This window comes from Natronorubrum aibiense, from assembly GCF_009392895.1.
GTDB classification, from domain to species: Archaea; Halobacteriota; Halobacteria; order Halobacteriales; family Natrialbaceae; genus Natronorubrum; species Natronorubrum aibiense.
Window position 1 is genome coordinate 3087562 of the sequence record NZ_CP045488.1, and the last position, 20591, is coordinate 3108152.

Sequence of the window (20591 nt, forward strand, 5' to 3'; positions counted from 1 at the left end):
CCGGTTTTCGACGGATTCCATTTTTGCGCGTACTATCCGGCAGCTATGCAGCCAGTGTGCCCGACTCGAGTTCGTCTGCGACGTTAGCACTATGGTCCTTATTGTCCTGATATACCTGCACACTCAGGGGAAACCACGACCCGCCCGGGTCGCAAACCGTACGTATGACACTTCCTGCGACACTGGCGACGGTCCTCTATCACGGGTACGAGGGCACTGCAGGGTGGACTGGGTTTGCTAACGAGGGGACGTATATCATCTTCGGCGTCATCTTGGTCCCGATCTACGTCATGGTCGTCGCGTGGTTCGCCGGGTCGCCTCGAGGCACGAAAACGGGGCTACTCGGCGTCTCCTATCTCGTCGGCATTGCGACGAGCATGTGGGTTTCGATGCTCGTCCTGACGGTCCTGATCGGGCTGATCTTCTACGGCGAGTTACCGGGCGTCTAACGGGTTTCGAACCGCTTTGCCGTCTTCCACCGCGAGTGCTGGTGTGTGGTTCGATTAGCGAACCATCACACGTATCCCGTTCGGATCCCTTACTCTCGAGTAACGCACACCACGCACTATGAGTATCACAGAACACGAACTCAAGATCGAACTCGAGGGGATCGAAGATCCGGACATCGGCGAGGACATCGTCTCGCTCGGGTTGGTCAACGACGTCCGCATCGAGGACGAGACGGCCAAGATCTCGCTTGCACTGAACGCGCCGTATGCGCCCTCCGAGATGGAACTCGGCAACCGAATTCGTGAAGTCGTCAGTGAGGCCGGGCTCGAGGCCGACCTACGTGCCCACGTCGGTTCGGAACACGGGTTCGACGACGAAGTGTTGCCCCGCGTGCGAAACGTCATCGCCGTCTCCTCCGGGAAAGGCGGTGTTGGGAAGACGACGGTCGCTGCAAATCTCGCTGCGGGCCTCGAGAAGCGCGGTGCCATGGTCGGCCTGCTCGACGCCGACATTCACGGGCCGAACGTCCCACGGATTCTGCCGGTCGAGACCGAGCCCGGAGTCACCCCGAGCGAGGATATCGTTCCACCGCGCTCCGACGGCGTCCGGGTCATCAGTATGGGCTTTATGATGGAAGAGGAAGACGACCCCGCGATCCTCCGCGGCCCGATGGTCAACAAGTTCATGCTGAAGTTCCTCGAGGGTGTCGAGTGGGGCCGACTCGACTACCTCATCGTCGACCTGCCGCCGGGAACGGGTGACGCGACGCTGAATCTGTTGCAGTCGATGCCCGTGACGGGGGCCGTCGTCGTCACGACGCCCCAGGAGATGGCGCTCGACGACACGCGGAAAGGCATCCAGATGTTCAACAAACACGACACACCAGTGCTGGGCGTCGTCGAGAACATGAGTTCGTTCGTCTGCCCGTCCTGTGGCGACGAACACGGCCTCTTTGGCACCGAGGGTGCCCAGAGCATCGTCGACAAGTACGACATCCCGCTGCTCGGCCAGATTCCGATCCACCCCGACTTCGGTGCCGAGGGCAGCGAAGGTGCGCTGGTCAAAGACGATTCGAGTCCGGTCCAAGAAACCGTCGAGGAGTTCGTTGCGGAAGTGTCCGACCGCGTCGGCGAGACCAACCGCCGGACGGTCGCCGAACACGTCGGTGGCGGCGAACCGGACGACGCGCTCCCGACCGAAACGGAAGACTAGCTCTCGAGTGCTCGTCCGTGTTCAGGGCTCTTTTTCCAGTTTCCACTCGAGCGTTACCGTGATTTTTTCGCGCGGGCCACGGAGCATCGGCGAGCGCTCTTCGACCTCGACTTCGTACTCGAGTTCCGGCGGCGGCGAGAGCGTCAGCAGCTTGTTGCCGACGCCGACCTCGGCGGGGCCCTCGCCTCGAATCTCCTGAGCGAGTTCCTGTACCAGATCGGCAGCCTCGTCTCGTGACAGTTGCGCACTGTAATCGGTTTTCTCCGCCATGCAAAACCGTCCACCGAGTAGACATAAATAGATTGGCGGCGAAGCGGCAGGTAACCCGACCGCTGTCCGGATCTTCTAGAATACATATCAGACTTCAAGACAGAGTTGATGGGCGGAATTCGAGGACAGCGAGTGACAATATCGCCGTCGACCGACGTGCGTGCGGCACTCCCTCCGATGGCGAACGCGTTCTCACGCCGGGGCGTTGGGCTCGTCTTCGAGCAGCGAGCGGACGTACTTCGTGACGTGGTCGTCGATGCGGCGTTTGTAGCCGGCCTGTCGGGCGAGCCGATCCAGTTCACGGGCAACGAGGCTGCCGTACTGGACGGCTTTTTTATCTCGCGTGGAGACCGATTCGGGGAGCACGTCGGCGGCGACGAGCCGCAGTGCGCGTTTGCGCTGTTGCTCGTCGGCCAGCAGGGCGTCCGGGAGTCGCAGTGCGGCGTCGACGACGGCGTCGTGGAGCAGGGGCGCGACTGGCTCGAGTCCTGTCGCCTCGATTGCGTGGATATCACGGGGGAGCTGGTCGGGTAGCGTCGCGATTCCCTCGCGAACGGCTCCGCGGGTCGTCTCGGCGTCGACACGGTGATCGAGACGGACGACTTTCTCGTAGCCGCCGAACAGTTCGTCGGCTCCCTGCCCGACTGCCAGCGCGTCGAAGCCCTCGGCGGCGACGTGTTCGCCGACCAGATACAGCGGCAGCGCGATCTGAACGTCCATGGCGTTCGTTCGCCCGATCGCGCGGGCGACCCGCGGCGTGGCTCGCTCGAGATCCGCCGGCTCGAGTTCGACGACGGTCAGCTCGCGTCCCATCGCGTCGGCGGCCGTCCGGGCGGCCTCGACGTCGTGGCTGTCCGGGAAGCCGACGACGAAAAGCGGCGCGTCGAGGAGTTCGGCGACCAGCGCGGAGTCGACACCGCCGGAGAAGGCGACGGCGACCTCACGGTCTGGCGCTCGAGCCGCGTCGGTCGCCGTTCGAATCGCATTCGAGAGCCGTTCGAGTGCCGCGTCGTGGTCCGTCTCGAGCGGCGGCTCGGGAAGCGTCCACCGGCGCTCGGAGTCGGTCTCGGCTGTCAAATCCAGCGTCGACCCCGGCGGGACGAGTTCCGGCGTCTCGAGGGCGGCGGGCTCGAACGCCCACTGGGAATCGGGGCTCGAAGGGTCGTGATCGGCCTCGACGTACAGTGGCACACGGCCGAGGACGTCACGGACGACCATCTCATCGAGTTCGCCGGCGAAGCCGACCGTCCCCGGTAACGGCTCGTCGTCTTCGAGCGCTAGACGGACGGTTTCGACGTCGGTGCCGCGGATCGCTGTCATCGGAACAGCCCCAGAAACCCGTTTCTGACGCGACGTGAGACGCCGCCGGCGGCCTGTCGAAAGCTGATCCGCCACGGGGTACGCTTGCCTTCGACGGAGGTGCGACCGTCGCGAATCGCGTCGAGGATGGCGTCGACGGAGCGGTCGTCGGCGTCGACGCGGGTGACGGCTTGCCCGACCATCTCGCTGATGTGAGCGTCACTGCCCGCGGTCGCCGGCAGCCCGCGGGAGTTCGCGAAACGCTCGGCCTGCCGGTTCGCGCGGCCGGTCAACAGCCGGGAGTTGTAGATCTCGATCGCGTCGCCCTTGGCAAGTTCGTCGCGAGAGATCCGGGCCATCACGCCGTGGCGCGACTCTTGGAACGGGTGAGGGATCACCGCGAGTCCGCCCTGGTCGTGGATCGCTTCGAGCGTCGACTCGTAGGAGAGTCCGGGCGGGACGGCTTCCTCGAGTCCGAAGCCCAGAATGTGGCCGGCCTTGCTCGAGATTTCCATCGCCGGAATGCCGATCAGGCCGTACTCGGGGGCGCGTTCGGCGGCGGCGAGGCTGGCGTCGATTTCGTCGTGGTCGGTCACGGCGATCGCGTCCAGGCCGACGGCGTCTGCCTGTTCTAAGATCAGTTCGACCGGGTCCCGACCGTCATAGGACAACGACGAGTGAGCGTGGAGTTCAACCGACAGCACGTGTATGGAACACGGTTAGAGTGGATCGATCAAAAACACCCCGGTCCGTGGTGTGCCCACGAGAGCTACTCGTCGGGATCGAGTTCGACCAACTCGAGCGACCGATTCAGATGACAGACCTCGTGCGGTGGATCACCGACGATGTCGCGGATGCGGTACTCAGTGTCGAACTCGATCGCGTCGGGCTCGCAGTACTCGTGGCTCGGACAGTCGACGTACGGGCAGGGGCCGGGCAGGCTCGTTTTGCTGCCGGCGAACGCGCCTTTCGACGTGATGTTCGCGCGCACGGAGACGGGTTCGACTTCGACGGCGCGGACGCCGCCGTCGTGCATGGCACACTCGAGGGTCTGGGCGTTCTCGCGGACGGACGTGATGCGGTATTTGATACCGTCGTCCAAGTTGAGACACTGACTCCGGTAGGGGCAGCCGGCGCAGGCATCGGCCTCGCCGTGATAGACGAACTCGGTTCCCGGCTCGGCGAGCCGAGTCCCAATGAGCGTAACGGTGGACATGGACGTGGGTACTCTCCGGTTGCGGTTAAGGCTCACGTCCGAACGTGTGGAATTCGGAGCCAGCGGCTTACGCGGACTCGCCGTTGGCCGATCCGGTTAACTCGTCGAGTTGTTCGAAGTACCTCTCGCGCGGCACCTGATAGAGGCCGCGGTAGTCGATCTCGCCGTCGGTGAACGCTCGAGCGAGCTCGAGCGCGCGGGAGACGGCGTCGTCTCGCGTCGAAAATCGCTCGTTCTCGGCTGAGACGTCGGGCTCGAGATAGAGCGTCACGTACCAGTCGGTCTCACCGGTTCGGCTGGTCGGATTCGTCCCGGGGCGGCGAGTACGTTTGCCGTGGGTCACGTACAGCGTTGGGAGACAGGCCGCGGGAAAGTCGTCGGCGTTGAACACGTCAGGACGGTACGCGAGGACGAGTCGGCCGTCGTCGCCGTGGCTCCAGACGTCCCAGCCGTCCGCCAGTCCGGCGAGCGAGCCGTCGGAGTCGTCGGTGGACGCCGTGTCGGTCATATCTCGGGTTACGCCTGCATCCGTATATACTGTCGGACGACGGTCCGATGCCGATCGTCTCGGCTCCTATCGGCTGACTCGAGTGGGGTTCGCGGGCCAGCCGCGCGCGAGCGTCCCCGGCCGTTGCAGGCCGGTAATTTATGCCACGATCGCCCGAATATGGTCCATGGTACCGAATATCTATATACAGTTCTGGTAGAATTTGCCTGCAATAAGGTCCTGATAAATATCTTTTGGGGCTAAAGCTAAGTAGCTGGATTACTCACTCATTAAACACTATCGGTATCCGTCCGACGGACCGATTCACCCTGCGTCCGTCCCCGGCGCACCGTTGTTCGAGTCCCTGATACGGGCCTCGCGCAACGATGAGTGGTGATCGATCACATATGACACGACAGACCGCCGCCCACTGCGGTTCGGAGCGCGCTGCGAGCCTGCCACTCGAGGAGCGATCCGAGCATGACGGTGATCTGTGTCTGTCGAACGATGCAGTTCGACGGATTCCGACGGTTCGACCACGATGCCACGGCTGGTCGGACGACGTCCGCTCCGAACACGGTCCGTGTGACCACGGACGATGCAGACGGGGGAACCGCAACTGGCAATGATACCATGACCGGTGACATCGAGACACTCGAGAAGCTCAGTACGGATTACAAGGAATCGATGCCCGCAGACCTGCGGGAAACCAAGTCTTTCGACTGGTACCTAGAGGAGGTCTACGAGGACCCGAAGATCACCCGCAACGCCCACCAGCGGGTCGCGGATATGTTCGACTACTACGGGACGACTTACGACGAGACCGAGGGAATGGTCGAGTACAAACTCGCCTCGGAAGACCCGTTGAACGACGGTGAGAACACCTTCTACGGGAAGGTGATCCACCAGTCGATCCACGAGTTCGTGAACAAGGTTAAGTCGGGTGCCCGCCGCCTCGGGCCGGAACGGCGGATCAAACTCTTACTCGGGCCGGTCGGCTCCGGCAAGTCCCACTTCGACAAACAAGTGCGGCGCTACTTCGAGGATTACACGCTCCGCGAAGACGGACGGATGTACACCTTCCGCTGGACCAATCTCTGTGACGTCATCAAAGATCAGGACCCAGCCGACGACACCGTCCGATCCCCGATGAACCAGGATCCGCTCGTGCTCTTGCCTGTCCAGCAGCGCCAGCAGGTGATCGACGACCTAAATGAGCGTCTCGACGCACCCTACACCATCCAGAACGAGCAGGCGCTCGATCCGGAAAGCGAGTTCTACATGGACAAGCTGCTGGCGTACTACGACGACGACCTCCAGGCCGTCCTCGAGAACCACGTCGAGATCATCCGACTCGTCGCCGACGAGAACAAACGGCAGGGACTGGAGACGTTCGAGCCCAAAGACAAGAAAAACCAGGACGAGACGGAGCTGACGGGCGACGTCAACTACTCGAAGATCGCCATCTACGGCGAATCAGACCCGCGGGCGTTCGACTACTCGGGGGCGTTCTGTAACGCAAACCGCGGCATCTTCTCCGGTGAAGAACTGCTCAAACTCCAGCGGGAGTTCCTCTACGACTTCCTGCACGCGACCCAGGAGCAGACGATCAAACCCAAGAACAACCCGCGGATCGACATCGACCAGGTGATCGTCGGGCGGACGAACATGCCCGAGTACAAAGACAAGAAGGGCGACGAGAAGATGGAGGCCTTCAACGACCGCACCAAGCGGATCGACTTCCCGTACGTCCTCTCGTACGAAGACGAGGCCAAGATCTACAACAAGATGCTCAACAACGCCGACGTCCCCGACATCAACGTCGAGCCACACACGCTCGAGATGGCGGGGCTGTTCGGCGTGCTCACCCGGATCGAAGAGCCCGACACCGAGACGATCGATCTGCTCTCGAAGGCGAAAGCGTACAACGACGAGATCGACGAAGGCGACGACATCGACGTCAAAAAGCTTCGCGAAGAAGCCGCCGCGAAAGCCGAGATCGGCGAAGGGATGGTCGGCATCTCGCCGCGGTTTATCGGCGACGAGATCGCCGAGGCGATCATGGACTCGAAACACCGCCAGCGCGGTTTCCTCTCGCCGCTGACGGTGTTCAACTTCTTCGAGGAGAACTTAGAACACCACGGCTCGATCCCCGAGGACAACTTCGAGAAGTACTACCGCTACCTCGAGACGGTCCGCGAGGAGTACAAAGAACGTGCGATCGAGGACGTCCGCCACGCGCTGGCCTACGATATCGACGAGATCCAGCGCCAGGGCGAGAAGTACATGGACCACGTGATGGCCTACATCGACGACGACACGATCGAGGACGAACTCACGGGCCGCGAGCAGGAACCCGACGAGACGTTCCTGCGCAGCGTCGAGGAGAAACTCGATGTTCCCGAGGACCGTAAGGACGACTTCCGTCAGGAAGTGTCGAACTGGGTCTCTCGGCGCGCCCGTGAGGGCGAGGCGTTCAACCCACAGGACAACGAACGCCTGCGCCGCGCCTTAGAGCGCAAGCTCTGGGAGGACAAGAAACACAACATCAACTTCTCGGCGCTGGTCAGCGCCAACGAGTTCGACGACGACGAACGCTCGTCGTGGATCGACGCGCTGATCGAACAGGGCTACTCCGAGGCAGGGGCCAAAGAAGTACTCGAGTTCGCCGGCGCGGAGGTCGCCAAAGCAGAGATGGAAGACTAACATGACGGGCAACGACTACGTCACCGAGGCTGACCGCACGCTGGAAGAGACCTACGAAGAGCCGATGAGCCTCGCGGCGTACGTCGATCGGATCTTCGAGAACCCGACGATCGCCTCCCACGCCTCGAAGTACTTACTCGAGGCGATCGAAGCCGCGGGCACCCGGACCGTGGTCGAAGAGGGCGAAGAGAAAGAGCGGTATCGCTTCTTCGACGATCCGCACAACGACGGCGAGCACGCAATCTTAGGTAACACCGAGGTGTTGAACCGGTTCGTCGACGACCTGCGGTCGATCGCCGCGGGCCGGGCGAAAGACGAGAAGATCATCTGGTTCGAGGGGCCGACTGCGACGGGCAAATCCGAGCTCAAGCGCTGTCTGGTCAACGGGCTGCGCGAGTACTCGAAGACGCCCGAGGGACGGCGCTACACCGTCGAGTGGAACGTCACCACGGCCGGTCCCGAAGAACGGGGGCTGAGCTACGGCGACAGCGATCCGACCGCGACGGACGACAAACACTGGTACGAAAGTCCCGTACAGGCACACCCGCTGTCGGTGTTCCCCGAGGAGGTCCGCGAGCAGGTGCTCGCAGATTTGAACGGCGAGCTCGAGGACCACGTCCCCGTCCGGGTCGACTCGCAACTCGATCCGTTCTCGCGGGAGGCGTACGACTTCTTAGAGGAACGGTACCGCCGGGAGGGCAAAGACGCGCTGTTCTCGGCGATCGTCGACGACGACCACCTGCGGGTGAAAAACTACGTCGTCGACGTCGGCCAGGGTGTCGGCGTCCTCCACAGCGAGGACGACGGCCCACCCAAAGAGCGACTCGTCGGTTCGTGGATGCACGGCATGCTGCAGGAACTGGATTCGCGGGGCCGAAAGAACCCGCAGGCGTTCTCCTACGACGGTGTCCTCTCCCAAGGCAACGGCGTCCTGACGATCGTCGAGGACGCAGCCCAGCACGCCGACTTGCTCCAGAAGCTGTTGAACGTCCCCGACGAACAGTCGGTCAAACTGGACAAGGGGATCGGGATGGACGTCGACACCCAGATGCTGATCATCTCGAACCCCGATCTCGAGGCCCAGCTCAACCAGCACGCCGACCGAAACGGAATGGACCCGCTGAAAGCGCTCAAGCGCCGGTTGGACAAACACCAGTTCGGCTATCTGACGAATCTGAGCCTCGAGTGTGAACTCATCCGCCGGGAACTGACCAACGAGACGTCGGTCTGGGAAGCCGAGAGCTACGCCGAACTCGAGGAGCGGATCCGCGAGCCGGTGACGGTGACGGTCAAAGATCAGGCCGGCGAGACGCGAACGCAGGAGTTTGCACCCCACGCGATCGAGGCAGCTGCGCTGTACGCGGTCGTTACCCGACTTGACGAGGAGAACCTGCCGAACGGCCTCGATCTGGTCGACAAAGCGTTGATCTTCGATCAAGGCTTCCTGCAGGAAGGCGACTCCCGCAGGGAGAAAGACGAGTTCGACTTCGACGACGACGCCCATGACGGCGAACACGGGATTCCCGTGACCTACACGCGAGATACCCTCGCGGAACTCCTCCAGACGGACCGGGATCGACACCACCCCGAATTGTCGGTCGAGGACGTCGTGATGCCACGGGACGTGTTGAACACGATGGCGGAGGGACTCGCGGACGCACCCGTCTTCTCGATGGGCGAGCGCTCGGAGTTCGAAAACCGGATCGTGCCCGTGAAAAACTACGTCTTCGACCGCCAGGAGTCGGACGTCATCGAGGCGATCATGCACGACAAACGCGTCGACGAGGAGACCGTCGCCGAGTACGTTGAAAACGTCTACGCGTGGGAGACCGACGAACCGCTGTACAACGACCGCGGCGAGCGCGTCGAGCCGGACCCGCTGAAGATGAAGCTCTTCGAGGTCGAACACCTCGGCCGCTTCTCCGAGGCCGAGTACGACGGCAACGTGCCACGCGAGAGCGTCCGGAACTTCCGGCGCGAAAAGGTCATCACGTCGCTGAACCGCCACGCCTGGGAGCACCGAGACGAGGACTTCGCCGTCGAAGACGTCGATCTCACCGCGATTCCGGTGATCAAGTCCGTCCTCGAGAGCCACGACTGGGACGACGTCGAACGAACGTTCGAGGACTTCGACCCCCGCCAGTGGGACGACCCGCCGAGCGGGACGCAGACGGCAGCGGTCAAAGACCGCACGATCGAGACGATGGTCGAGCGCTTCGACTACTCCGAGGCGTCGGCCGAACTAACCAGCAGACACGTTATGGGACAGGTGAGCTACCGATGGGACTGAGAGACGACCTCGAGCGATTCCGTGAGGTGGGCGAACAGCGCCGCGAGGATCTGGCCGACTTCATCCAGTACGGCGATCTCGCCGGTGGACAGGGATCGATCCAGATCCCGGTCAAGATCGTCTCGCTGCCGGAGTTCGAGTACGATCAGCGCGATCAGGGTGGCGTCGGTCAGGGCGACGGCGGAACGCCCGACACCGGCCAGCCGGTTGGCCAGCCCCAGCCACAGCCGGGCGACGACGACGGCGACGATGGCGAGCCCGGCGAGGAGGGTGGCGACCACGAGTACTACGAGATGGACCCCGAGGAGTTCGCCGAAGAACTCGACGAGGAACTCGGGCTCGACTTAGAGCCGAAAGGCAAGCGCGTGATCGAGGAGAAAGAAGGGCCGTTTACCGACCTCACCCGGTCGGGTCCCGACAGCACGCTCGATTTCGAGCGGATGTTCAAGGAGGGTCTCAAGCGAAAACTCGCGATGGACTTCGACGAGGAGTTCCTGCGCGAACTCTGTAAGGTCGAGGGCATCGAGCCCCGCGAGGTCTTCGAGTGGGCCCGCGGCGAGAACCTCCCGGTGTCGATGGCCTGGGTCGAGGAGGCCTACAGCGAGATCCCCGACGAGGAACGGAGCACGTGGGACTCGATCGAGGAGGTCGAAGCGAACGTCGAACGCGAGAGCGTCCAGCAGAAGATTCGTCGGGAAGGGATCAAACACGTCCCCTTCCGCCGCGAGGACGAACGCTACCGCTACCCCGAGATCATCGAGGAAAAAGAGAAGAATGTCGTCGTCGTCAACATCCGCGACGTCTCGGGGTCGATGCGCGAGAAGAAACGCGAACTCGTCGAACGGACGTTCACGCCGCTGGACTGGTATCTTCAGGGTAAGTACGACAACGCCGAGTTCATCTACATCGCCCACGACGCCGACGCCTGGGAGGTCGAACGCGACGACTTCTTCGGCATCCGCAGCGGCGGTGGGACGAAGATCTCGAGTGCGTACGAACTCGCGGCCGAACTATTAGAGGAGTACCCCTGGAGCGACTGGAACCGGTACGTCTTCGCCGCGGGAGACTCCGAGAACTCGAGCAACGACACCGAAGAGCGCGTCATTCCGAGAATGGAAGAGATTCCCGCCAACCTTCACGCCTACGTGGAGACCCAGCCAAGCGGCAACGCCATCAACGCGACCCACGCCGAGGAACTCGAGCGCCACTTCGGGACCGATTCCGACGACGTCGCGGTGGCGTACGTCAACAGCAAAGACGACGTGACCGACGCGATCTACGAGATCCTCTCGACGGAGGGTGAAACAGATGAGTAAACGCAACTCCAACGCGGATCGATTCCGCAAACAGGCGATCGCCAGCGACTTAGAGGAGCCGGTTACGGAGGCCAGAAACCTGGCCCAAAAGCTCGGCCTCGAGCCGTACCCAGTCAAGTACTGGATCATCGACTACGACGAGATGAACGAACTCATCGCCTACGGAGGGTTCCAGAGTCGATACCCTCACTGGCGGTGGGGGATGCAGTACGACAAGCAACAGAAACAGGGCCAGTACGGCGGCGGAAAGGCCTTCGAAATCGTCAACAACGACAACCCGGCCCACGCGTTCCTCCAGGAGTCGAACACGATCGCCGACCAGAAGGCCGTCATCACCCACGTCGAAGCCCACTCCGACTTCTTCGCGAACAACGAGTGGTTCGGCCTCTTTACCGGCGGTCGGGTCGACGAAGACGCGGTCAACGCCGCGGCCATGCTCGAGCGCCACGCCCGGGCGATCGACGAGTACATGTCCGATCCCGAGATCGACCGTGCGGCGGTCGAAAAGTGGATCGACCACTGTCTCAGCCTCGAGGACAACATCGACCAGCATCAGGTGTTCAAACGGCGACTCGACGTCGACGGCCCGGCCGACGCGATCGACGAGGACATCGCGGAGAAACTGGACGAACTCGGCCTCTCCGACGAGATCAAAGGCGAGGTCTTCGACGACGAGTGGCTCGAGAAACTCGAGGAGAACGACGTCCAGACGACGTTCCCCGAGGTACCCCAGAAAGACCTCCTCGCGTTCGTCCGCGAACACGGCAAGCAGTACGACGACGAGTCGGGACGGGCGGTCGAGATGGAAGCGTGGCAACGCGACATCCTCGATATGATGCGGGCGGAGGCGTACTACTTCGCCGCCCAGAAGATGACGAAGGTGATGAACGAAGGCTGGGCTGCCTACTGGGAGTCGACGATGATGACCGACGAGACCTTCGCCGGCGACGACGAGTTCATGAACTACGCCGATCACATGGCGAAGGTGCTCGCCTCCGGCGGGCTCAACCCCTACAGCCTCGGGATGGAGCTCTGGGAGTACGTCGAAAACCGAACGAACCGCCGCGAGGTCTTAGAACGCCTGCTGCGCATCGAGGGCATCTCCTGGCGGAACCTGATGGACGTCGTCGACTTCGAGGGCGTCCTCGAGACGCTCGAGGCACCCGACGCGATCGATACGATCACCGCCGAGACGCTCGACGACATCGAGGCCATGCCCGACGAGTGGGTCGACCACGAGGCGCTTGCAGCGGCCAGAGCGGGTGAGATCGATGTCGACCAGTATCCCTGGAAGGTGTTGACCTACGAGGGGCTGGCCCGACGGCACTACTCGCTGGTTAAACGCCAACACCGCGGCTTCCTGACTCGAGTCAGCCAGCAGGAGCTAGAGCAGATTGGCCGCTATCTCTTCGACGACGCACGCTACGAGAGCGTCGAGGAGGCGCTCGCGGACGTCGAGTTCACCGCGGGTTGGGATCGGATGTTCGACATCCGGGAGAGTCACAACGACGTGACGTTCCTCGATGAGTTCCTGACACAAGAGTTCATCACGGAGAACAACTACTTCACCTACGAACACTCCAAGGCGACCGGCCAGTTCCACGTCGCAAGCGACGCGGCCGAGGACGTCAAAAAGAAACTGCTCTTGCAGTTTACCAACTTCGGGAAGCCGACGATCGCGGTCTACGACGGCAACTACAACAACGCGAACGAACTCCTGTTGGGCCACCAGTACAACGGCGTCATGCTCGATCTGGGACAGGCCCGCGAGACGCTCAAACGTATCTTCGAGTTGTGGGGCCGACCGGTGAACCTGCTGACGATCGTCAAGGAGGTCGACGACCACGATATCGAGGTGGCGAAACGTCGAAACCGCGAACCCGAACCCGAAGAGCGCGGGAAACTGCTCCGATACGACGGCTCCGAGGTGACGATCGAGGACGTGCCGTGGGACGAGGTCGACCATCTCGCGGCCGACGACGTCGATTACGACACCAAGCCGGACGAGTGGCTCGCTTGATATTTATTTTGTTCATCGACGTTCGAATCAAATCCCGGAAAGCTTTTACCGTCGATCACACATCCTCGGGACGTAATGGATGGGCATGGGGGGAAGACGATGCAGCAGCGACGAACCGCTGGGGACGCGTTCGAGCTGCCGTCAGTTCTCGCACAACTCGATACGGATGATCCGACCGAGCAGCGGGCGGCCGTCGAAACGATCCACGACGCCATAGGAGACCAGCCGAAGGCGTGTATTCCGACTGTTCCGAAACTCCGCGGACTGCTCGAGCAGCCCTCGTTCGACGACCACGAACGGGTTGCGTACTGTCTGGCTGAACTCGCAGCCGAATCGCCGTCCGACGTCGCGCCGTCGGTCGACGTGCTCGTCTCGTTTGCTGCGGACAACCCGACCGAGCCGGCGACGCGCGAACTCCTTCGCGGACTCGAGACGCTCGCGGCCGAACAGTCGGCTGCCGTCGTCGATCACGTCGAGACGCTCGCGGCGATCGTCGACCGCCGTTCGAACGACGACCGCTGGGGCGTTCGTGTCTTCGCACAGCTCTCGAGGGAGCGGCCGGCGGCGCTCGAGCCGGCCGTCCCCGTACTGACCGATGCACTGGCGACGACTCCGGAAGTCAACGGGACGCCGGCGTTGTCGGCGCTGGGCCGACTGTCAAAATCCGAAGCATCGCTGCCGACGCTCGAGTTCGTCGAGCACGCGGTGGCGCTGATCGACCACGACGAGGCCTCGCTGCGGAACAACGCCATCGGCTGTCTCGCCGATGTCGCCTACGTCGCACCCAGCGCAGTCGAACCGGCTCGAACCGAGCTCACGGACGCCCTCGAGTGCGACGACCCGGACACGCGAGCCAACGCCGCGGTCGCGCTCGCTCGCATCGCTATCGAGTCGCCGGTGACGATCGAAGACGCACGCGAGTCGCTGCTCGCATTACTCGAGGACGATCACGAGCGCGTACGGGCGAGCGCGTGCGTTGCGCTCGGCCACGGCGGCCTCGAGGCGGCCGCGGATCGGCTCGCGGCGCTCGCGAGTTCGGATCCATCCTCGACCGTCCGTGAGCGGGCCGACTGGGCTCTGGCTCGCGTCTCGGAGACCCCAAACTAGTGGTCGCTGGCCCGCGTCGGGGTCCGTATGACACGGACGACGTTTTCGGTCGAGACCGACTCTTGGCTGACGACCGTCGACGTAACCGACCGGCTTGCCGACGCCGTTCCCGACGACCTCGAGTCGGGGACCCTGACCGCGTTCGTCAAGCACACGACGGCCGGACTCCTCGTGCAGGAAAGCGAACCGCGGCTGCGCGGCGACATCGAGTCATTTCTCCGAGACCTCGTCCCCGACGAGGGCCACGCACACGATCAGTTGGACGGGAACGCGGACTCCCACCTTCGGGCGGCACTTGTCGGTCCGGACGTGACGATTCCGGTCGAAAACGGCGAGTTAGTGCTCGGAACTTGGCAGTCCGTGCTGTTGCTCGAGTGTGATGGGCCGCGCACGCGAACGGTCACGGTGACGACCGTCGGCGAGTAGCCCGTCGTCACACTCGAAGCGGTCGGTCGGCCGAGACGCAGTCGACACCGCGCCACTCGAGCAGCGTTGCCACCGCGTGCCGTTCGAGCGTCCACGCGTGAATCTCGAGGTCGACGTCGGTCGCCCGGGAGACGAGGCCGGTCGTTAGACACCGCACGTAGTTCGCACCGATGACGTCGCAATCGAGTTCGACGGCCGTCGTCACGGGCGTCTCGAGGTGGCGACTTGCCAGCAGACCGATCGGCTGCTCGGGGTCGAGGTCGCGGATTGTCCGCAGTTCGGACACCAGAAACGAGGTCGTCACGACCCGATTCGGGACGTCAGCGATGGCGTCGAGGATGTCCGCAGCGATACCGGTCACTTTCATCTCGATGTTGAGTTCGACCGTCGGCGGGAGCGCCTCGAGTACGTCCTCGAGCGTCGGCACCCGCTCGCCGGACTCGAGGACGGTGTGGTCGCGAAGCTCCTCGAGCGTGGTGTCGGCGACGGCACCGACGCCATCGGTGACGCGGTCGATCGTCTCGTCGTGAAAGACGACGAGCTCGCCCGAGCCACAGCGGCGAACGTCGAACTCGACGGCATCTGCGTACTCGGCCGCCGACTGGAGTGCGCCGATCGTGTTCTCCGGCGCCGTCGCGGCGAATCCACGGTGGGCGATCAAACGCATTCGCCCACACATTGGTGGCGACCGACTTCAGTATCCCGTTGTCCCGACCGGCCGATCCGACAGCTCGAGGGTGTCCCTATTTCTTCGAGACGGCGCTGCCGGTGGGTTTCAGTGTCCACTCGCGGCGAGTTCCAAAGTGGTTAGTACGTACGGTTAAACGGGTTCCGCCAGTACGAGAGAGCGAGTATAGTTCCTGATGGCAATCGTCTCTCCCCCGGTGTTATGGTGTTGCGTGGTGGTCGATCCGTGAATACTCGATTCGAAGAGCCGTTCGAACTGTTGCTCGTCGAGGACAACCCCGGCGATATCCGACTCATTCAGGACGCGTTCGACCAGCTCTCGATCGAGACGACGATTCACGTCACGGTCGATGGAAACGACGCACTCGAGTTCCTCTCGGAGCGATACGAACGGGAACAGGCGTTCGTTCCGGATCTCATCCTCCTCGATCTGAATCTCCCACGAATGAGCGGGCTCGAGTTTCTCGAGGCGGTGCAAGCCGACTCGACGTTCGCACCGATACCCGTTCTCGTCGTCACGAGCTCGGCCGCGACCGAAGATATCCTCGAGAGCTACGAACTCGCAGCGAACGCCTATCTCACGAAGCCGACGGACCCGGACGAGTATGCGGCGATGGCCGAAGCCGTCGCAGCCTTTTGGTTCCAGCACGCCGCGTTGCCGCCGCTGTCCCCGTAACACTGACGCTGTCGCCGTCGAGCTATAGTAACAACTGAAACGATTTACACACGCATCGCACAGTCGTCGTGCGATGCGGTGTGCATTGACTTTCAGTGGCTACTATAGTGGCCCGACGACTGTGTGGCCGCTCCCCCCCGCATTAATCTACGACGCCGTCGAAGATCGTTGTATGTCACCAGTTACCGACTTCGATGTCGATTTCGACGATACCGTCGCCGTCGTCACGGGTGCAAGCGGCGCGCTCGGGAGCGCCGTCGTCGAGCGATTTCGAACGGCCGGCGCGACCGTCTGTGCCGTCGACGTTGTCGCTCCCGACGAGGAAGACAGCCTGCTCGAGCCCGATTCGGGGGTCCAGTTCTACGAGGCCGACCTGACCGACGAGGACGACGTTTCTCGCCTCGTCTCGGCCGTCGTCGACGACCACGACCGGATCGACCACCTCTGTAACATCGCGGGCACGTGGCGCGGTGGCGACCACATCGAGGACACCGATCTCGAGGCGTTCGACCTCCTGATGAATGTCAATCTGAAGACGGCGTTTCTGGCCTCGAAACACGCCCTCCCCCACCTTCAGGAGACGGCGGGGGCAATCGTCAGCGTCAGCGCGCGGTCGTCGCTCGAAGGCGGCGAGGGCGACGGTCCCTACCGGATCACGAAAGCCGGGATTCGCCTATTGACGGAAACGCTTGCCGAGGAAAACCGCGGCACGGTTCGGGCGAATTGCGTGATGCCGAGCGTGATCGATACGCCGATGAACCGGGAGATGATGCCCGACGCAGATCACGACTCGTGGGTCGACCCGGCCGACATCGCGAACGTGATCGCCTTCCTCTGTAGTGAGGGGGCTGCAGTGACCAGCGGCGCTGCTGTTCCGGTCTACGGCGAGGCCTAACGCGTCCTTGAGCGGACTGCAAAAAAACACCGAGTGTTCGAAACGTCGTTCGTGCCGATTAGAGGTTCGTGTTCAGCCAGTCGGCGAAGTCACCGGTCAGGAAGCCGAAGTAGTCCCAGGCGTTCAGAGCGACCATGAGAATCAACGCGACGACGACTGGAATTCGAATGAACCAGAGCCACGCCAGCCCCAGCGATCCGATGTTTTTGACGCCTTTGCTGACCTCATCGAGTGCGAGATCCGGAACGATCCACCCGACGAAGATCGAGAGCAAGAGGCCACCGAGAACGAGGAGGATGCTGTTTGCGAAGCCGTCATAGAGGTCGACGAAGATGAGGTCCAGTGCGGCCGGGGTCCCGACAAGGAAAATAGCGACACCGAGTGCAACCGTTGCGGGAACGCGACCGACGCCGCGTTCGTCGATCAGGTACGAGACGACGACTTCCATGATACTGATCGCACTCGAGAGCGCAGCGATGGCGACGGTGGCGAAGAAAATCGCACCGAGGATGCCGCCCAACGGTAGTTCGGCAAACGCCGCTGCGAGACTGATGAAGATGAGTGCAGGTCCGGACTCCCCGGCCGGAATACCCGCTGTGAAAAGAATCGGGAACGCGATGAGACCGGCAATAAACGCAATTCCGGTGTCGAGGACGGCGATGATTCCGGCGTCTTCGGCGAGGTTTCGATCCTCACCGAGGTAGGACGCGTACGTGATCATCACGCCCATCCCGAGTGATAACGTAAAGAAGGCTTGTGCGATGGCTGCCGGAAGGATCTGCGTCCAGTTGTTCGCGATCGTGCTGAACTCAGGCGAGAGGTAGTACGCGTACGCTTCACCTGCTCCTTCAAGCGTGAACGCGTAGACGGCGAGGCCGAGCGAGATGACGATGATGGCCGGGACCATTATCTTCACGGAGAGTTCGATCCCGCGTTCAATGCCGAGGGCGACAATCGCGATGACCGCCGCCATGAAGATCGCGTGCAGAAAAACGGCATCGAGGCCGCTCGCGACTTGGACGAACTGGTCGGGCGCACCGTCGACGGTGTATTCTCCTTGCAGTCCAAGGAAGACGTATCTGAGCGTCCAGCCGGCGACGACGCTGTAGTAGGAAAGGATCACAAACCCGGCTGTGACGAAAATCCAGCCGATTTTCGTCCACACGCCGCTTCCTATCTGTTTCAATGCACCGACCGGATTTCGTTCTGTATGCCGTCCGACGACGAACTCAACGAGAATAACTGGAAAACCGATACCAACGATCAATAGAAGGTATATAACCAAAAACGCTGCACCCCCCTGCTCACCCACTTGGTATGGAAACCGCCAGATGTTTCCTAATCCCACTGCGCTGCCGACTGCAGCAAGGATAAAGCCTGTTCGTGTTGCCCATGACTCACGTTGTGCCATACCCGCCTTTTTAAAAACCGACCCTATATAACTTTTTGTGGTTGCCCTATCAGATCGCCCCCGTCCGGTTATTAATCGTGAAAGAGTTACGGAATCCTTTTCCTGTTGGTCCTCGCAGAAACCCGTATGAATCCGACAGGGGTGTTTCGAGCATGACGATGGAAGAGCGCATCGACGAACTCGAGGATCTTCGCGAAGAGGCTCGCCTCGGTGGCGGCGAAGCGCGAATCGAAAAACAACACGACAAGGGGAAGATGACCGCTCGCGAGCGGATCGATTACTTCCTCGACGAGGGCACCTTCACGGAGTTCGACCAGCTCCGAACCCACCAGACGAGCCAGTTCGGCATGGAAGAAAAGAAAGTGCCGGGCGACGGCGTCGTCACGGGCTACGGTGAGGTCAACGGCCGAACCGTCTTCGTCTTCGCACACGACTTTACCGTCTTCGGTGGTTCGCTCGGTGAAGTGTTCGCCGAGAAGATCTGTAAGGTCATGGACATGGCGATGGAAGTCGGCGCGCCGATCATCGGCCTCAACGACTCTGCTGGGGCACGTATTCAGGAGGGTGTCAAGAGTCTGGCCGGCTTCACCGAAATCTTCCGCCGCAATCAGGAAGCCAGCGGTGTCGTCCCGCAGATCTCGGGTATCATGGGGCCCTGCGCGGGTGGTGCAGTCTACTCGCCGTCGATCACCGACTTCATCTTCATGGTGAAAGACACGAGTCACATGTACATCACCGGGCCCGGCGTCACCAAGACCGTCACCGGTGAGGAAGTCACCCACGAGGAACTCGGTGGGGCGATGACTCACGCCGGCAAGACCGGTGTCGCCCAGTTCGCCTGCGAGAGCGAAGAACAGGCGCTCGACGACATCAAGCGCTTGCTCTCGTACCTCCCGCAGAACAACGTCGAGGACCCACCGCGTGTCGAGCCGTGGGACGACCCAGATCGCCGCGACGAGGACCTCAAGAATATCGTGCCGCCGAGCCCACAGAAGCCCTACGACATGACCAACGTCATCGACTCGGTCGTCGACGAGGGCTCGTTCTTCGAAGTCGCGGACAACTTCGCACAGAACATCGTCGTCGGCTTCGGTCGACTCGACGGGCGCTCGGTCGGTATCGTCGCCAACCAGCCGCGAGTCAACGCCGGCACGCTCACCGTCGACGCCTCGATGAAGGGGTCGCGGTTCGTCCGCTTCTGTGACTCGTTCAATATCCCGATCGTCACGTTCGTCGACGTTCCCGGCTACATGCCCGGGACGGATCAGGAACACCGTGGCATTATCCGTCACGGCGCAAAGCTGCTGTACGCCTTCTCCGAGGCGACCGTCCCGCTGCTCACTGTCATCACCCGGAAAGCCTACGGTGGGGCCTACTGTGTCATGGCCTCGAAGAACCTCGGCGCGGACGTTAACTACGCGTGGCCGACTGCCGAGATCGCCGTCATGGGGCCACAGGGTGCCGTCAACATCCTCTATCGGAACGAACTCGAGGAATCCGACAATCCGGACGAACTCCGTGACGAACTTATCGAGGAGTACCGCGAGGAGTTCGCCAACCCCTACACGGCGACGGACAAAGGCTTCCTCGACGACGTCATCGTGCCGACGGAGACGCGCCCACGCCTGATCGCCGACCTCGAGATGCTCGAGACGAAACGTGAAGAGCAGCCGGACAAGAAACACGGCAACATCCCACTGTAAGGATGACCACACAACAGTCGAACGTCGAAGTCGACGACGGCCACGCCGCCGAGCCGGGGCCACAGTCACCGGCTGACGAGCCGGCCGCACTCGAGGATGTCCTCTCGGACGTCGACCTCGATATTCCCGACAACGCCACCGAGGAGGAGGCGGCGGCGATCGCCGCAGCGGTCGGCGCGCACCTCCACGATCACGCGCTCGCGGTCGCCGCGGCGGCAGCAAGCGGCGAGGAGACGTGGGAGGGCAAACGCTGGTCGTTTGCCGGCCGCGTACAGGCCCAACAACACCGAACCGTTCGCGTCCCACGCGATGCGCCGACCAACCCGTGGTCGGCTGCCGGGCGGACGAACCGGTTCTAGACGCCACTCCGCTCTGAGAAGCTGTTTTTTGTGTCTCGCACTCGAGAAGCGGCGCGCTCCG

19 protein-coding genes are annotated in these 20591 nt (G+C 62.4%); 12 read left to right on the forward strand and 7 right to left on the reverse strand.

The genetic code is table 11. The annotated features are described in order from the left end of the window. Positions 1-164 precede the first annotated feature (164 nt). Both GCU68_RS15275 and GCU68_RS15280 read left to right on the forward strand, forming a co-directional pair. Positions 165-449: a hypothetical protein gene (locus GCU68_RS15275; protein WP_152943039.1), complete on the forward strand. Its 285-nt coding sequence runs from the start codon at positions 165-167 to the stop codon at positions 447-449. 118 nt (positions 450-567) lie between these two features. Then, positions 568-1662: an Mrp/NBP35 family ATP-binding protein gene (locus GCU68_RS15280; protein WP_152943041.1), complete on the forward strand. Its 1095-nt coding sequence runs from the start codon at positions 568-570 to the stop codon at positions 1660-1662. Positions 1663-1683: 21 nt separating this feature from the next. On the opposite strand, the gene GCU68_RS15285 is transcribed toward GCU68_RS15280, so the two are convergent. The 5 genes from GCU68_RS15285 to GCU68_RS15305 form a co-directional block, all read right to left on the reverse strand. Then, entirely contained in the window at positions 1684-1932 is a 249-nt protein-coding gene (locus GCU68_RS15285; RefSeq protein WP_152943043.1) for an amphi-Trp domain-containing protein, read from the reverse strand. Positions 1933-2124: 192 nt separating this feature from the next. Further along, positions 2125-3252, reverse strand: a complete 1128-nt coding sequence (locus GCU68_RS15290) for an asparagine synthetase B family protein (protein ID WP_152943045.1) — start codon at positions 3250-3252, stop codon at positions 2125-2127. Then, on the reverse strand, positions 3249-3935 hold the full coding sequence (locus GCU68_RS15295) for a PHP domain-containing protein (RefSeq protein ID WP_152943046.1): 687 nt from the start codon (positions 3933-3935) through the stop codon (positions 3249-3251). The genes GCU68_RS15290 and GCU68_RS15295 overlap by 4 nt, the downstream gene beginning before the upstream one ends. Before the next feature lie 65 nt (positions 3936-4000). Continuing rightward, positions 4001-4447: a UPF0179 family protein gene (locus GCU68_RS15300; RefSeq protein ID WP_152943047.1), complete on the reverse strand. Its 447-nt coding sequence runs from the start codon at positions 4445-4447 to the stop codon at positions 4001-4003. A 67-nt stretch (positions 4448-4514) separates the two neighbouring features. Next, positions 4515-4955 carry a DUF5820 family protein gene (locus tag GCU68_RS15305; RefSeq protein WP_168927102.1) on the reverse strand — a complete coding sequence of 147 codons (441 nt, stop codon included), beginning with the start codon at positions 4953-4955 and terminating at the stop codon, positions 4515-4517. A gap of 612 nt (positions 4956-5567) precedes the next feature. Between GCU68_RS15305 and GCU68_RS15310 the strand changes: the two genes are divergently transcribed. The 6 genes from GCU68_RS15310 to GCU68_RS15335 all read left to right on the forward strand — a co-directional run bounded on the left by GCU68_RS15310 (position 5568) and on the right by GCU68_RS15335 (position 14799). Then, positions 5568-7640, forward strand: a complete 2073-nt coding sequence (locus GCU68_RS15310; protein ID WP_152943745.1) for a PrkA family serine protein kinase — start codon at positions 5568-5570, stop codon at positions 7638-7640. 1 nt (position 7641) lies between these two features. Further along, the gene (locus GCU68_RS15315; protein ID WP_152943049.1) at positions 7642-9930 is read left to right on the forward strand and encodes a PrkA family serine protein kinase; all 2289 of its coding nucleotides are present in this window, start codon (positions 7642-7644) and stop codon (positions 9928-9930) included. After that, on the forward strand, positions 9921-11246 hold the full coding sequence (locus GCU68_RS15320) for a YeaH/YhbH family protein (protein WP_152943051.1): 1326 nt from the start codon (positions 9921-9923) through the stop codon (positions 11244-11246). The genes GCU68_RS15315 and GCU68_RS15320 overlap by 10 nt, the downstream gene beginning before the upstream one ends. Further along, on the forward strand, positions 11239-13266 hold the full coding sequence (locus GCU68_RS15325; RefSeq protein ID WP_152943053.1) for a SpoVR family protein: 2028 nt from the start codon (positions 11239-11241) through the stop codon (positions 13264-13266). Before GCU68_RS15320 ends, GCU68_RS15325 begins: the two co-directional genes overlap by 8 nt. Positions 13267-13341: 75 nt before the next feature. Further along, on the forward strand, positions 13342-14373 hold the full coding sequence (locus GCU68_RS15330; RefSeq protein ID WP_152943055.1) for a HEAT repeat domain-containing protein: 1032 nt from the start codon (positions 13342-13344) through the stop codon (positions 14371-14373). 27 nt (positions 14374-14400) lie between these two features. Next, positions 14401-14799, forward strand: a complete 399-nt coding sequence (locus tag GCU68_RS15335; protein ID WP_152943057.1) for a secondary thiamine-phosphate synthase enzyme YjbQ — start codon at positions 14401-14403, stop codon at positions 14797-14799. 7 nt (positions 14800-14806) lie between these two features. Here the strand turns inward: GCU68_RS15335 and GCU68_RS15340 are convergent, their stop codons facing one another. Further along, entirely contained in the window at positions 14807-15466 is a 660-nt protein-coding gene (locus GCU68_RS15340) for a glycerophosphodiester phosphodiesterase (RefSeq protein ID WP_152943058.1), read from the reverse strand. A gap of 246 nt (positions 15467-15712) precedes the next feature. On the opposite strand from GCU68_RS15340, the gene GCU68_RS15345 reads away from it, so the two are divergent. Then, entirely contained in the window at positions 15713-16162 is a 450-nt protein-coding gene (locus GCU68_RS15345) for a response regulator (RefSeq protein ID WP_152943060.1), read from the forward strand. A 172-nt stretch (positions 16163-16334) separates the two neighbouring features. Next, positions 16335-17057, forward strand: a complete 723-nt coding sequence (locus GCU68_RS15350; protein ID WP_152943062.1) for an SDR family oxidoreductase — start codon at positions 16335-16337, stop codon at positions 17055-17057. 58 nt (positions 17058-17115) lie between these two features. Here the strand turns inward: GCU68_RS15350 and GCU68_RS15355 are convergent, their stop codons facing one another. After that, positions 17116-18468 carry a sodium-dependent transporter gene (locus tag GCU68_RS15355; RefSeq protein WP_152943064.1) on the reverse strand — a complete coding sequence of 451 codons (1353 nt, stop codon included), beginning with the start codon at positions 18466-18468 and terminating at the stop codon, positions 17116-17118. 158 nt (positions 18469-18626) lie between these two features. On the opposite strand from GCU68_RS15355, the gene GCU68_RS15360 reads away from it, so the two are divergent. Both GCU68_RS15360 and GCU68_RS15365 read left to right on the forward strand, forming a co-directional pair. Next, entirely contained in the window at positions 18627-20171 is a 1545-nt protein-coding gene (locus GCU68_RS15360; protein ID WP_152943746.1) for an acyl-CoA carboxylase subunit beta, read from the forward strand. Positions 20172-20173: 2 nt separating this feature from the next. Next, entirely contained in the window at positions 20174-20530 is a 357-nt protein-coding gene (locus GCU68_RS15365) for a hypothetical protein (RefSeq protein WP_152943066.1), read from the forward strand. The last annotated feature ends 61 nt before the right edge of the window (positions 20531-20591 follow it).

Excerpts from the sequence above, each read along its gene's own strand:
- GCU68_RS15275 (WP_152943039.1), top strand. The coding sequence starts at position 165 with ATGACACTTCCTGCGACACTGGCGACGGTCCTCTATCACGGGTACGAG.
- GCU68_RS15280 (WP_152943041.1), top strand. The coding sequence starts at position 568 with ATGAGTATCACAGAACACGAACTCAAGATCGAACTCGAGGGGATCGAA.
- GCU68_RS15285 (WP_152943043.1), bottom strand. The coding sequence starts at position 1,932 with ATGGCGGAGAAAACCGATTACAGTGCGCAACTGTCACGAGACGAGGCT.
- GCU68_RS15290 (WP_152943045.1), bottom strand. The coding sequence starts at position 3,252 with ATGACAGCGATCCGCGGCACCGACGTCGAAACCGTCCGTCTAGCGCTC.
- GCU68_RS15300 (WP_152943047.1), bottom strand. The coding sequence starts at position 4,447 with ATGTCCACCGTTACGCTCATTGGGACTCGGCTCGCCGAGCCGGGAACC.
- GCU68_RS15305 (WP_168927102.1), bottom strand. The coding sequence starts at position 4,955 with ATGACCGACACGGCGTCCACCGACGACTCCGACGGCTCGCTCGCCGGA.
- GCU68_RS15310 (WP_152943745.1), top strand. The coding sequence starts at position 5,568 with ATGACCGGTGACATCGAGACACTCGAGAAGCTCAGTACGGATTACAAG.
- GCU68_RS15315 (WP_152943049.1), top strand. The coding sequence starts at position 7,642 with ATGACGGGCAACGACTACGTCACCGAGGCTGACCGCACGCTGGAAGAG.
- GCU68_RS15320 (WP_152943051.1), top strand. The coding sequence starts at position 9,921 with ATGGGACTGAGAGACGACCTCGAGCGATTCCGTGAGGTGGGCGAACAG.
- GCU68_RS15325 (WP_152943053.1), top strand. The coding sequence starts at position 11,239 with ATGAGTAAACGCAACTCCAACGCGGATCGATTCCGCAAACAGGCGATC.
- GCU68_RS15330 (WP_152943055.1), top strand. The coding sequence starts at position 13,342 with ATGGATGGGCATGGGGGGAAGACGATGCAGCAGCGACGAACCGCTGGG.
- GCU68_RS15335 (WP_152943057.1), top strand. The coding sequence starts at position 14,401 with ATGACACGGACGACGTTTTCGGTCGAGACCGACTCTTGGCTGACGACC.
- GCU68_RS15340 (WP_152943058.1), bottom strand. The coding sequence starts at position 15,466 with ATGCGTTTGATCGCCCACCGTGGATTCGCCGCGACGGCGCCGGAGAAC.
- GCU68_RS15350 (WP_152943062.1), top strand. The coding sequence starts at position 16,335 with ATGTCACCAGTTACCGACTTCGATGTCGATTTCGACGATACCGTCGCC.
- GCU68_RS15355 (WP_152943064.1), bottom strand. The coding sequence starts at position 18,468 with ATGGCACAACGTGAGTCATGGGCAACACGAACAGGCTTTATCCTTGCT.
- GCU68_RS15360 (WP_152943746.1), top strand. The coding sequence starts at position 18,627 with ATGGAAGAGCGCATCGACGAACTCGAGGATCTTCGCGAAGAGGCTCGC.
- GCU68_RS15365 (WP_152943066.1), top strand. The coding sequence starts at position 20,174 with ATGACCACACAACAGTCGAACGTCGAAGTCGACGACGGCCACGCCGCC.